General features: G+C 55.4%; 17 protein-coding genes. All 17 read right to left on the reverse strand.

The window, feature by feature from the left end; genetic code table 11:
* Positions 1 to 454: bifunctional adenosylcobinamide kinase/adenosylcobinamide-phosphate guanylyltransferase (gene cobU, locus FDX03_RS15855; protein WP_249357085.1), on the reverse strand; the 454-nt coding region annotated here is incomplete at its 3' end.
* Positions 451 to 1,971 carry a cobyric acid synthase gene (locus FDX03_RS15860; RefSeq protein ID WP_061067721.1) on the reverse strand — a complete coding sequence of 507 codons (1,521 nt, stop codon included), beginning with the start codon at positions 1,969 to 1,971 and terminating at the stop codon, positions 451 to 453. The genes cobU and FDX03_RS15860, both read right to left, overlap by 4 nt.
* Positions 1,968 to 2,783 (reverse strand): energy-coupling factor ABC transporter ATP-binding protein, encoded by an 816-nt coding sequence (locus tag FDX03_RS15865; protein WP_061067720.1) that lies wholly within the window; start codon positions 2,781 to 2,783, stop codon positions 1,968 to 1,970. The genes FDX03_RS15860 and FDX03_RS15865 overlap by 4 nt, the downstream gene beginning before the upstream one ends.
* An 8-nt stretch (positions 2,784 to 2,791) precedes the next feature.
* On the reverse strand, positions 2,792 to 3,469 hold the full coding sequence (locus FDX03_RS15870) for an energy-coupling factor ABC transporter transmembrane protein (RefSeq protein ID WP_061067719.1): 678 nt from the start codon (positions 3,467 to 3,469) through the stop codon (positions 2,792 to 2,794).
* Entirely contained in the window at positions 3,456 to 3,737 is a 282-nt protein-coding gene (locus tag FDX03_RS15875) for an energy-coupling factor ABC transporter substrate-binding protein (protein ID WP_003030289.1), read from the reverse strand. Before FDX03_RS15875 ends, FDX03_RS15870 begins: the two co-directional genes overlap by 14 nt.
* Positions 3,738 to 3,739: 2 nt before the next feature.
* A complete protein-coding gene (gene cbiM / locus FDX03_RS15880) occupies positions 3,740 to 4,477 on the reverse strand; it encodes a cobalt ECF transporter S component CbiM (RefSeq protein ID WP_048211980.1) in 738 nt (245 codons plus the stop codon).
* Positions 4,474 to 5,187, reverse strand: coding sequence for a cobalt-factor II C(20)-methyltransferase (locus FDX03_RS15885; RefSeq protein ID WP_005123035.1), 714 nt, complete (start codon positions 5,185 to 5,187; stop codon positions 4,474 to 4,476). The genes cbiM and FDX03_RS15885 overlap by 4 nt, the downstream gene beginning before the upstream one ends.
* Positions 5,184 to 5,978 carry a sirohydrochlorin cobaltochelatase gene (locus FDX03_RS15890; protein ID WP_048211981.1) on the reverse strand — a complete coding sequence of 265 codons (795 nt, stop codon included), beginning with the start codon at positions 5,976 to 5,978 and terminating at the stop codon, positions 5,184 to 5,186. The genes FDX03_RS15885 and FDX03_RS15890 overlap by 4 nt, the downstream gene beginning before the upstream one ends.
* Positions 5,979 to 5,988: 10 nt before the next feature.
* Complete coding sequence (locus tag FDX03_RS15895; protein WP_116360209.1) at positions 5,989 to 6,774, reverse strand: cobalt-precorrin-6A reductase; 786 nt, start codon at positions 6,772 to 6,774, stop codon at positions 5,989 to 5,991.
* On the reverse strand, positions 6,771 to 7,496 hold the full coding sequence (locus tag FDX03_RS15900; protein ID WP_048211983.1) for a precorrin-3B C(17)-methyltransferase: 726 nt from the start codon (positions 7,494 to 7,496) through the stop codon (positions 6,771 to 6,773). The genes FDX03_RS15895 and FDX03_RS15900 overlap by 4 nt, the downstream gene beginning before the upstream one ends.
* Positions 7,496 to 8,551, reverse strand: a complete 1,056-nt coding sequence (gene cbiG, locus FDX03_RS15905) for a cobalt-precorrin 5A hydrolase (RefSeq protein WP_061067717.1) — start codon at positions 8,549 to 8,551, stop codon at positions 7,496 to 7,498. The genes FDX03_RS15900 and cbiG overlap by 1 nt, the downstream gene beginning before the upstream one ends.
* Positions 8,532 to 9,305: a cobalt-precorrin-4 methyltransferase gene (locus FDX03_RS15910; RefSeq protein ID WP_005123046.1), complete on the reverse strand. Its 774-nt coding sequence runs from the start codon at positions 9,303 to 9,305 to the stop codon at positions 8,532 to 8,534. The genes cbiG and FDX03_RS15910 overlap by 20 nt, the downstream gene beginning before the upstream one ends.
* Entirely contained in the window at positions 9,298 to 9,867 is a 570-nt protein-coding gene (locus FDX03_RS15915) for a decarboxylating cobalt-precorrin-6B (C(15))-methyltransferase (protein ID WP_048211985.1), read from the reverse strand. Before FDX03_RS15915 ends, FDX03_RS15910 begins: the two co-directional genes overlap by 8 nt.
* The gene (locus FDX03_RS15920; RefSeq protein ID WP_048211986.1) at positions 9,857 to 10,462 is read right to left on the reverse strand and encodes a cobalt-precorrin-7 (C(5))-methyltransferase; all 606 of its coding nucleotides are present in this window, start codon (positions 10,460 to 10,462) and stop codon (positions 9,857 to 9,859) included. The genes FDX03_RS15915 and FDX03_RS15920 overlap by 11 nt, the downstream gene beginning before the upstream one ends.
* The gene (gene cbiD / locus FDX03_RS15925) at positions 10,456 to 11,595 is read right to left on the reverse strand and encodes a cobalt-precorrin-5B (C(1))-methyltransferase CbiD (protein WP_048211987.1); all 1,140 of its coding nucleotides are present in this window, start codon (positions 11,593 to 11,595) and stop codon (positions 10,456 to 10,458) included. The genes FDX03_RS15920 and cbiD overlap by 7 nt, the downstream gene beginning before the upstream one ends.
* A complete protein-coding gene (locus FDX03_RS15930; RefSeq protein ID WP_048211988.1) occupies positions 11,592 to 12,224 on the reverse strand; it encodes a cobalt-precorrin-8 methylmutase in 633 nt (210 codons plus the stop codon). Before FDX03_RS15930 ends, cbiD begins: the two co-directional genes overlap by 4 nt.
* A 10-nt stretch (positions 12,225 to 12,234) precedes the next feature.
* Positions 12,235 to 12,539: cobalamin biosynthesis protein (locus FDX03_RS23535; RefSeq protein ID WP_249357086.1), on the reverse strand; the 305-nt coding region annotated here is incomplete at its 5' end.

Genomic DNA, 12,539 nt, shown 5'->3' on the forward strand with positions numbered 1-12,539 from the left:
GAAAATGCCGTGCCAGACGGTTCTCCGGAACAATCCCCATTCCCACTTCGTTGGTCACCAGCACAACCTTTGCCGGGCAGCGCTGACAGGCAGCAATCAGCGAACGGATCTCATCCTCGATCGACTGCTCCATCGCCGCGTAATCCCAGCTATCCGGGTCACTGTCACCGCCCAGTGCAAACAGCAGGTTGGTCACCATCGTGGTAATGCACTCCAGCAAAATGGCTTCTTGCGGATCGTTTTCTGCCGTTATCAGTTCATCGAGATGTTGCCAGCGTTCAGCTGTACGCCAGTGCGCAGGGCGTCCATCGCGATGATGCTGAATTCGCGCCGCCATCTCCTTATCAAAGATCTGCGAAGTCGCGATATACAAAACGTTTGGAGAATCCGCGATCAGCGCTTCCGCATGTCGACTCTTACCGCTACGCGCACCGCCGGTAACCAGAATCATCATACGGGCTCCCGGTGTTGCTGCATGATGGTATAAATTTTCTCAATATCGATGTGTTGCCGCATCGCATCCGCCAGCAGATCAAACTGCTGCGATTTATATTGCGCGTAATGGAAGGTGGAATCCAGCGGTGCTAACCCTTTACGTACGCGCAGGCCATTAACCAGCGCCCGGGTAAATTCATCGCTGTCGAACAGACCGTGAAGATAAGTACCAAACGCCAGGCCATCCGGCGTAACCGCGCCGTCAGCCACATTGCCGCCGTCTTTGCGCAGCGTCATCACCGACCGGCATTCTTCGGTTAACGTCGTTTCGCCCATATGGATTTCGTAACCACGAACGGATAACCCCGCCGCGCCCGCCAGCCAGTCAGGCAGCGAGGAGGACATTTTTCCCTCAACCAGAGTGGTGGTTTTGTGCTGGGCAAAATGGGTGACGGTATTGAGCAAGCCAAGACCCGGCAGCGTGCCAAGCCCTGACTCCACTTCATCGATGATCGTATCGCCGAGCATTTGATAGCCGCCGCAAATCCCCACCACCGGCACGTTATTACGATGCAATTGCACGACGCCGTGCGCCATTCCACTCTCACGCAGCCACACAAGATCGCCCAGCGTATTTTTGCTGCCGGGCAGAATCACCAGATCGGCCCCCGCCAGTTCTTCAGGCTGGCGCACATAGCGCACGCGCACATCCGGCTGTGCGGCAAGCGCATTGAAATCAGTAAAGTTAGAAATGTGCGGGATTTGCACCACGGCGATGTCGATGTCGCGTTTATCAGTGCGCAAATATTTGCCCTTTTGCAGCGCAACGCCATCTTCATCTTCCAGATCCACATCCAGCCATGGCATGACGCCCAGTACCGGCACCCCGGTCAGCGCTTCAATTTGCTCAATACCGGAATACAGCAGCGCCACATCGCCGCGAAATTTATTGATGATCACCCCTTTGACCCTGGCGCGTTCATGATCGTGCAATAGCGCCAGCGTGCCGTAAATGGAGGCAAACACCCCGCCACGGTCGATATCCGCCACCAAAATCACAGGACATTGCGCCATTTCAGCCATGCCCATATTGACGATATCGCGATCGCGCAGGTTAATCTCGGCCGGGCTTCCCGCCCCCTCCAGCACCAGCACATCGAACTCTTGCGCCAGACTGTTATAAACTGACAGGATTTGATCCCGCAGACGCGGTTTGTACTCGTGGTAACTGACCGCATCCATATCGGTTGCCACTTTGCCCATCAGCACAACCTGCGCTTTACGGTCGCTGGTCGGTTTAAGCAGCACCGGATTCATACGCACATCTGGCGTAATGCCGGCGGCCTCAGCCTGAAAAATTTGCGCGCGGCCCATCTCTTTGCCCTCTGGCGTAATACCAGAGTTCAGCGCCATGTTTTGCGATTTGAACGGCGCGGTACGCAGCCCATCCTGATAAAAAATTCGACACAGCCCGGCGACCAACACGCTTTTACCCACATCAGATGCCGTTCCCTGCAACATTATCGCCTGCGTCATGACGCCTCCTTCAGTGCGTTCTCTCGCATACAACTAAAAAATTCAGCCTCTGTTTTACACAGCGGGAAGCCCAGCTCGGTGTGCAATTTCACCAGCCATGGCTGAGTTAACCCGGCTTGTTCAATAAGATCGGTACGGGCGAACACGTCACCCGGCGTACCGTGCGTCAGCACTTCTCCGCGACGTAAAACATACACCGCATCGCTGACTTCATAGATGAGATCAATATCATGGCTGGAAATAACCACATGATTTCCTTGCGCCACAATGCGTTTGATAATCTCGATCATCTGCGTACGCCCTGATGGGTCGAGACCGGCTGTGGGTTCATCCAGTAACAGATACTGCGCTTGCAGCACCAGCGCCCCGGCAATCGCCACGCGTTTTTTTTGCCCGTGACTTAAGCACTGAATCGGCTGATGGCGAAAATGCTGGGCGTCGACCAGCGTCAAGGCATCGTCCACCCGACGGGCAATTTCAGCCTCGTCCACGCCAAGATTACGTAGGCTAAACGCGATGTCACTGTCGATGTCGGTATAAAAGATTTGCTGATCGGGGTCCTGAAATACCGTTGCCACCTGCTGACGTAGCGCCAGCAGGCCGCGCTTGCTGTAATCCAGTGGTTTTCCTTGCCACATCACCGCCCCCTGTTGTGGGCGCAGTAAACCGCTCAGGTTCATAAACAGCGTGGACTTCCCACAGCCATTGGCCCCCACCAGTCCGGTGACGGCATGTTGAGAAAAGTCCAGCGTTAGCCCTTTGAGAATCGGGTCATCCTGGTAGCGAAACCAAAGCGCTGAGGTGGCAAGCATACTTTTCCTTACAGGTGAAAATCACCCTGATACAGTTTGATATCCAGTGTGGTGGTCATTTGCTGATAACGGATCAACACGCGGGTAAACAATAATCCCACCAGCATCGCCAGGGAGCGATAGCCTAATGGCAAGCTACGATAACCAAAACGCAGCGTTTGTGCGCGATGAATGGCGAGTGCCTCGTCTAACAGGATAAAAATAAAGCGCCAGGTCAGCAGAATCAGCTCGGTCATCAGTCGTGGGACATGTGCACGTTTGAGCAGGATAATTAACTGCGGAAACGGTAAATTCAGCACCAGCCAGAACGTTGCCGCCAGTGCAGCCAGGCTGCGCCAGAAGGTTTCATTTGCGGTGACAAGTCCTGGGGCGCTAACGCCCAACCAGTAGCTGCCAACGGGAATGCTGGCCAGCAAAGTCTGCGGATCGCGGCTAAAACTAAACAGGATGGTCACCACGCCGATCGTCAGAAATCCAAACGGTAACGCCATCCAGCGACACCAGCGCCAGAAAGAAACCCGCAGCAGCCAGCAACTGAGCGCCGCTATCAGCAACATCTCGATACCCTGCCCCAGCGGGGGCAGAGTAAAGGCCAGAATCATCATCATTAGCCAGAGCAGAAATTTCCGCACCGGTGAGACATGAAACCAGCGGCTTTGATAGCTAAGCCTGTCAAGCCCGGTCATCACGACGTTGCCTGCCCTTGGTGTAACCCAATATGTAGAAAATTACGGCTGCGCCCAGCGATCCCTGGAGCGTAAACAGCAGGCTTTCAATCTCACCGCTTGCCGGTTCATATAACGGCTGGAACCACGGCTCATAATGCGGGGCAATAGCCTGAATCTGACTCTCCGCCTCACCGTCCGAGCCGCCGTATTCACCACCGTGGTTGATAAAGAACGGCAGGATCACCAGCGCCACTACCATGCCCAATATAATCAGCGTCTTTTTCATCGTTAATGTCCTTGTGCGGTTATTAACTGGCGTTTGGTTAGCTGATCGTAAATCAGCACGGTGAGTAACCCTTCCGCAATCGCGATGGGGATCTGCGTCAGACAGAAAATTCCCATGAACTTAATGATTGAACCGGTAGCGCCAGCAGACGGATCCGGGAACGCCACGCCCAGTTGCACTGAGGTGACGAAATAGGTGACAAGATCCGCCAGCATCGCGCACAAGAAGACGCAAACATCACGGCGGAACCCCGCGCGACAGGCCAACTTCCACACCATATACCCAACAACCGGGCCGATTACCGCCATCGACATACCGTTAGCGCCAAGCGTCGTCAAACCACCGTGCGCCAGCAGCAGAGCCTGGAACAGCAAAACGATTGCCCCGAGGATGGCCACTACGCCTGGTCCAAACAGGATAACCGCCAGGCCTACGCCGGTAGGGTGTGAACAACTTCCGGTAACGGAAGGAATTTTCAGCGCCGACAGCACAAAAATAAAGGCGCCGCACAGTGCCAGTAAAACTTTCTGGTGATTATCTTCCTGCACGATTTGGCGCAGGCGCACCAGCCCGTACCACAGGCAGGGTAAAAACAGCAGCCACCATGCCAGCGCCCACATTGGCGGCAGAAAACCTTCCATAATGTGCATCGCGAACGCTTGCTCAGGAACAATCATCAGTAATAGCGCCGCTGCCAACCCGCTGAAAGACAGCTGTTTTAGCTGTTGTTCAAGCTTCATTGTGCATACTCCCACTGTTTGTTGACCAGAATGGTCGAGAAATAAGGCAGCGGCTGATCGTCGCTCACCTCGTCGAGATGGCGCCAGCACTGCTCGCCCGGCAGCGTGGCTTCAGACATCATCAGTGCACAGTCCAACAAGCCTTCTTGTTGCAGCAGCGCTTTGATGCGCGCAAAACGACCGTACACTTTCATCAGCACCAGGCTGTCATGCTGCTTTAACGCCTGCTGAATTTCAGCTTCCGGCGCGGTACAGGAGACCACTGCCAGCGATTGTTGCTCCATGGCGAGCGGAGTTTTCGAACGCGCGGCAATCGCAGCGAAAGAGGTCACGCCCGGGACGATTTCTAACCAGTCAGGCGAACCAATGCGCTGCAGTAAAAAGACCCAGGTGCTGAACAGCATGGCGTCGCCGAGGGTAATAAAACCTACCTGTTTACCCGCTTCCACTTCCTGTACCAACGCAGCAGCGACCTCATCCCAGACGGCCTCTTTTTCAGCACTGTCGGCACTCATCGGGAAATGGCAGCAGCGAACCTCGGTCTGCTCACCGATATACTCCCGCACAATCGACAACGCCAGACTATCGCCACCTTTACGCCCGGCTGGCGCATAAAGAATATCCAGCGCCCCAAGCGTGCGTGCTGCGCGCACGGTTATCAGATCGGCAGCACCAGGCCCGGTGCTCAGTGCATACAATTTGCCACTCATGCTGCTTCCTCCAACGCTACGTTCAGCGCTTGCTGTAAATGGGCGACGAACATGGCACGAACCGCCGGATTCTCACCCAGACCGCTGAGCCATGGCGTAGCTGGAATGCCTGCTGCGTTAAACAACGTTTTCCACGAATCCTCTTCATCGGAGGCCATATCATTGATAGCGTGGTCGCCTGCAACCAGCATTAGCGGCATTAGATGAACCGCCGTCACGCCTTCCTGACCTAAGCTTTCGATCAGCACCTCAACTTCCGGGTAGCTTTCCACTGCACCTACGCGAGCCGGGAAGCGCTGCGCCGTCATCATGTGGTCAAGACAGGCATAGGCAGCAAAGGCGTGATGGCTGGCCCCGTGCCCCATAAAGACCACTTTTTCATTTTCGCCAAGCGCCGGCATCTGCTGTTGCAGCGCCAGCATCAGCTGTGCGTAATCTTCAACGCTGCTCAGTAGTGGTACACCCAGCGTCAGGCGAGAAAACAGCGGGCGCATACTTTGTACTTCGCGGACAATTTTTTCGTATTCGTCGCCGTTGATGATGTGCAGCGACTGAATCGCGACATCCTGATACCCCTGCTCCGCCAGCTTTTGCAGCGCCTGCAGCGGCGTGTCGATTTCAATGCCGTCACGCTGCTTGAGCTTGCGGATAATCATCCCTGAGGTAAACGCCCGGAACAGGTCGCGGTCAGGGCAACTGGCTGCAAGATCGCGCTCACAGGCCACAATATTCTTCTCGCAGGTGTCGTGATAGCTGGTGCCAAAGCTGACCACCAGAAGCGCCTTTTTCATCTCTAACTCCTTAAGCCGCGGCCAGCCAGCGCGTTAAACGCGCCGCAAAGGCAGCCTGACTTTCCAGTAATTCTTCTCCCGTCACCAACGGTGCCGGGCGTGTAATCACGATGCAGGGGATACCGGCATCCAGACAGGGTTGCACTTTTTCCTGATAACCCCCTTCCGCGCCTGATGCCTTAGTGATCACCACATCAGCCTGACACTGGCGATAAAACGCAGCGTTGAACTCGGCGCTAAACGGTCCGCACAGCGCAAAGATCTCACCGACGCCAAATCCCAGGTCCGCGCATTGCTGAATGACTTCGGGTACAGGCAGGACGCGCGCCAGCAACGTTTTTTCAGGCAACTCTTTGCGCCAGATGGCCAGATCTTTACTGCCGGTCGTCAGCAGCACGCGGTCACCGAAGCGCCGCGCAACCTCGCTGGCTTGCTGAATGCTCTGTACGGTATACAGGTGCGGGTGGGTTAAACCGCTTAACTGTTCAGGGCGCTGATAGCGACTCAGCAGTACGCCCGCCGCTTCGCAGGCATTCATGATGTTGCGGCTCACTACCTCGGCGTAAGGATGCGAGGCATCGATCACCCAGCGCGTCCGATTTTCCTGAAGCCAGGCAATCATTTGCTCACGTTCCAGACGCCCGCAGCGCACCTGACCTTTGATGTCTCCCGCAAGCTGCTTTCCCGTCGGGGTCGCAACTGACAGGGTGTAAGCCACGTTTGCCGCATCCAGTTGCTGGCACAGCATGCGCGCGTCGCTGGTGCCGCCCATGACCAGCACATCACCATAATTCACAGCACATAACCTCGTGGCGTGATCATCAGGCCGTCCTGAACATAGGTTGTTTTATTGCCCACGATCACCAGACTGGTCATATCCACCGGTTCAAAATCCATATCACCGAGCGTGGTCAGCCATTTTTCCTGCTTTTTACGTCCGGCTGACTTCACAATACCAACCGGCGTTTGTGCGCTCTTGCTGGCGGAAAGCAGTTCAAATGCACGCGCCAGATGTCCTTCGCGACCCCGGCTGCGTGGGTTGTAGAAACAGATAACGAAGTCAGCTTCACCGGCAGCAATAATGCGTTTTTCGATAACCGGCCATGGCGTTAACAGATCGCTTAAGCTGATGTGGCAGAAGTCGTGCATTAGCGGCGCACCCAGCAAAGAAGCGGCGGCAATACTTGCGGTCATGCCAGGTATCAACCGGACCTCAACGTCCAGCTTTTGCTTGCTGACCAGTTCGAGTACCAGCCCGGCCATACCATAAATCCCAGCGTCACCGCTGCTGATCAACGCCACGTTGTGACCCGCCTGCGCCAGTTCGATCGCTGCCTGACAGCGTTCAATCTCTTTGCACATCCCGGTTTTGATCACCTGCTTGTCGCCTGTGAACGCTTTTACCAGATGGGTGTAGGTTTTATAACCCACGATGATTTCCGCTGCCTGCAATGCTTCAACGGCTTCCATGGTCATCATTGCCTGCGAGCCAGGGCCAATTCCAATTACGCTTAACATCAGTGTGAAACTCCCAAAGTGATCGTGACGCCCTGTTCTCGCAGGGTCTCGCCTAACAGTTGTCCGTGGCTCAGCAGCCAGGCTGCAGGACCGGAAACGCTTCCTGTACCCACCGTTTTGCGAACAAACGATGAGGCCGGAAAACGGTGTTCATGCTCACGCAGCGCGTCAGCGGTAAAGGTTTCGAAAGGCACGCGGCAACAGGAGGCCAACTGGATAAGCCCTTGTTCGTCTTTTTTCAGCGTGATGCTGCCAATGGCTTTTAACGCCAGCGGGTCGAAGCGCTGTGCTTCGAGTTGACGTGCCAGTAGCGCTGCTAACAGTGGAAACGGCGTATCCCGACGACAGCCAATTCCGGCAACCACTCGCTGCGGTACCAGCTTCCAGTGCACAACTGGCAGCTCAGGCAGATTGTTGCGCAAGGTAATACAAATCAGCGCATCCAGTTCAGGAAGCTGATTGAGGTCGGTCACCGTGATAAATCCACGGCGGTCGCAATGGCTGACGTCCTGTGCCAGTTCGTCGTCCCACCACAGACCAACCCGTTTGTTGCTGACCAGCATCTGGTTAACAATTTTGACCGCCGAGCGGAAATCATTCATACGGGCATTTAACTGAAACGCCAGCGTGTCCAGCGCCGCCATATCGTTAACATCCGTCGCGGTGGTAATGACCGGGTCGGCCCCCAGCATCCCCGCCAGATAACGCGCCAGAGCATTAGCTCCTCCCGCATGACCGGAGAGCAGGCTAATGACATGCTGGGCACGTTCATCAATGACCACCACTGCCGGATCGCAAAATTTGTCGTTGACCAGCGGGGCCAGCACGCGCACCGCAATGCCGGTCGCCCCGATAAAAATCAGCGCCGAGTAATTCGCAAACGCTTCGCGGGCGGTATTAGCAAAGCCGTTTTCGAAGGGAATAAACCCTTCCTCCAGCAGCTTTTCACTGGTAAAACAGGTTACCGGCAGCATCGCCGCCAGACGTTTAGCAAGCACAACGCCGCCGGGGGTCAGGCAAAATAGCGCAAGTGATTCAGGCTTTACGGTATTCATGGCTAAAATCCGCCGCATAGAGTTTGGAGTAGTGATACTCCGAGCCCAGGAAATTACCGACCAGAATGAGCGCCGTTTTACGGATCCCTGCGTCGCGAACTTTGTCGCCAATATCTGCCAGGGTACCACGCACGGTCTGACTTTCCGGCCAGGTTGCCTTGTAGATCACCGCCACTGGCGTGGCCGCCGGGTAACCGCCTTCAATCAGACGCTCAGCAACCCGGTGGATACGTTGGACGGAAAGATAAATCGCCATCGATGTCTGGTGACTGGCAAACGACTCCAGTTGTTCACGTTCCGGTACCGGCGTGCGACCTTCCAGACGGGTAATGATCAAACTCTGCGAAACTTCCGGTACGGTATACTCGACGCCCAACTCCGCAGCCGCGCCCAGGAATGCGCTAACGCCAGGCACCACCTGCCAGTCGATCCCGCGTTTAGTCAACTCTTCGCCTTGCTCACGCACGGAGCCATATAAGGAAACATCACCGGTTTGCAAACGCACGACGGTTTTACCGGCTTTCACACCCGCTTCCATCAGATCAAGGATCTGCTCCAGATGCAGTTCGGCGCTGTCATGACATTCCGCTCCGGCCGGGCAATATTCCAGTAATTCAGTGTTAATCAGCGATCCGGCATAGATAACTACCTGTGCCTGCTGGAGCAACCGGTACCCTTTGAGGGTAATCAGCTCGCGATCGCCAGGACCTGCGCCAACAAACCACACACTACGGGGATCAAAAATCTCAGACATGGGTTCCTTCCTTCTGACAGGCGATAACAAATACGGGGTTATTCGGTTTGAAATAGTGACCACTACCCAGCGTGGTAAGTGAGGAAACCTGCAGTTGCAGGCAATCCACACCCTGTACGCCAGGACGGTCCAGATGAGCCAGCGCGGTGTTGAGGTTTTCCTGAAGGATAAATGTCATCACCAACCGCCCTGCGGGATGCAATTGACGCATTGACCAGTCAATCAGTTCGGTCAGATGGCCGCCGCTGCCGCCCATAAAAATGGCATCGGCTTTTTCCGCGATAGTCATCGGCGCGATACCTGGAAAAATGTCGATATTTGCGCAGGCAAAATGCTGACGGTTTTCGTCCAGCAGCCTGAGCGCATCCGGATTACGCTCAATTGCCGTCACGCGTAATCCTGGGTATTGCAGCGCGGCTTCTATCGACACGCTGCCGGTTCCGGCACCAATATCAATCAGGTGACTGGCGCGGTGTAATTCAAGTTTTGAGAGGGCAAGTGCGCGTACCGCTTCTTTGGTCATCGGCACTTTCTCTCCACGTAGAAAAAGCTCATCTTTCATCGAGTATCACCACTGCATTCATGTCATAGTCGGCTGTAATTTTGCTCACAGGCAGGCAGTGGATACGCTCATTGTCCATCGCCAGGTTTTCGCCAATCACCATCCAGCGATGTCCTTTGCCTCTGGCAACCAACTGCTGTGCAATTTCACGCGGACCACACAGCGCGTCGGTCACCATCGCAACCTTGTTATGTCGCGCCAGTTCATCAAAACAGACACTGCGACCATGGCTACTGGTGAGCCACATGTCGTTCATATCAATACCAGCTTGCGCACACAGATACTGCACCGCGCTAATGCCGGGAATAATGCGCACATTTTCAATACCAAAATGCGCCACCATCCGCGTGCCAATGCCGTAGAACAGCGGGTCGCCGGATGCCAGCACCACCACGTTTTGCGCCTGATGTTCGCCTATCCAGTTCAATAGCTCCGGAATATTGGCGCCAAGAGCAAACCGCTCACCGGCAAAATCCGGGAACTGCTGCAGATGTCGCTTGCCACCGATCAGCACATCGGCCATTGCAACCGCATCGCGCGCCACCGGCGTCATCAAATGCAACCCTGCGGGCCCCATCCCTACAACGGTTAACATTGCATCTCCTCAGCGATCTCGGCGATCGGGCGATTGCTCCCCAGCACCTGGTTATCAAAAGAGAACATGATGGCGTCGCAGGTCGGGGGATTTTTGGTAAAACGCAACGTTTGCAGGACGCGCATACAGATGCGCCTGGCCAGATGGTCATAAATGTGCTGGAAACCATACGCTTCGATGTGTTCCATCGCCGCCTCGGTGGTATCGCAGTCGCTGACCAGCGTCAGTAGTTCCAACGGCGCGCCAAGTAATGCGAGGTGAGCCACCAGCGTTTCCATGCGGGCATCAGCGATATGACTGTGGGTATGGAAGATCCCTGCCGCGATTTTGATAAGTTTGCCGGGGTGGCCGACCAGCACGATCTGGCGGAATCCCAGGCGTACCGCTTCTTCAATCATGTAACCGACAAAGTTGCTCATAGTGACCACAACCTGTGTGTCGATCCCCATTTGCTCACGCACAAAACGTTCGCCGTGATTACCCGGTACCAGTACTACGCGATCCAGCCCTGCCGCGCGTTTGATCTCCAGCTCCAGCGATAGCGAACGTTTCCAGCTCTCTTCTGACATCGGCGTAACAATGCCCGTGGTACCAATGATCGAAATACCGCCCAGAATCCCCAGCCGCGAGTTGTAGGTTTTTTGCGCCCGTTCTTCACCTTCAGGCGCAAAAATCTCAATTTTTGCCCCGCGATTTGGTCCAATCGCTTCACGTACTGCGGACTCAATGGTCTGACGAGGTGTCCGGTTAATCGCCGAACTGCCCACCGGCAAACCAATCCCTTTACGGGTCACCGTACCGACACCTTCACCGCCCTGTAAGACGATCTCTTTGCTATCGTCTAACGTCACGCGGGCAAAGATCAGCATCCCATGCGTGGCGTCCACATCATCGCCACCATCTTTGCGGATGGCGGCAATCGCCTGCTGCCCTTCGATATGCGGTGACTCCACGTTCAGGCATAACGTCACCCCGGAAGGCGTCACAATGGAAACCTGATGGATCAGATGCTGGCGCAGCACCATCAACGCAGCGACTTTTGCCGCCGCCGTCGCACACGATCCCGTGGTGTATCCTTTACGCAGCGCTTTACCGTTGTGCCACACTGGCGTGTCGAAGGACTGGTCGCTCATCGCGCCCCCTGCATGTGATAAAGCATGGCGTTGACGATAGCGGCGGCGACGTTACTGCCACCTTTGCGACCTAATGCGGCAATGGCGGGCAGATGACTTTGTGTCAGGGCATCCTTCGACTCCGCCGCGCCAACAAATCCTACCGGTACGCCAACCACACCGCTGACAGGTGCATCATGTTCCAGCAGTCGGAACAACGCGGTTGGCGCGTTGCCAAAGACAAACAGTTTTTCGCCCTCTTCCTTCACGGCAATGTCGACTGCAGCCATTGAACGAGTGATCCCCTGTTCTTTTGCTGCCCGCACCACACGTGGGTCGCTGATGTAACAGCGGCATTCGCCACCGAATTTTGCCAGCAGGTTTTTGTTGATCCCGGAAAGCGCCATCGTGGTATCGGTATAAATCACGCTCGGGCGACTCAATGCAGCGCAAAACTGTTCCAGCACATCGCTGGAAAACCACAGAATGTCCAGCCAGTCGAAATCCGCGGTGGTGTGGATCACCCGCTTGATGATGGCTTCATGCAACGGACTGGCAAACTGATAGTCCGGGCGGGTTTCACTGATAATCTCGCCAATGATGTCGAAACTTTTGGCCTCAATTGCTTGAGGCTGCTGGATATAGTGCATTTTGTTGTCCTCAGGCGACACCGAGCCACAGCCAGCGCAGCGCAATAAAAAGCGCCAGTGCCAGGGTCGATGCTACCCACATCAATCGAATCGTTTGGGAAATGTCGTCTACAGAAATGTCTCGTTGTTGATCGCCAATCCACGGTTTTTCAACGCGCTCGCCGAAGTAGTCATTGGGTCCCCCCAGGCGAATACCTAATGCGCCGGCCACAGCAGCTTCCGACCATGCGCAGTTTGGACTGCTATGGTTGTAGCGATCACGCCAGCCAAGCTGCAAAGCGCGTACGCCGTCCTGGCGGCATAAAAACGCCGCCA

The organism is Citrobacter sp. wls827 (assembly GCF_005280875.1).
GTDB classification, from domain to species: domain Bacteria; phylum Pseudomonadota; class Gammaproteobacteria; order Enterobacterales; family Enterobacteriaceae; genus Citrobacter; species Citrobacter youngae.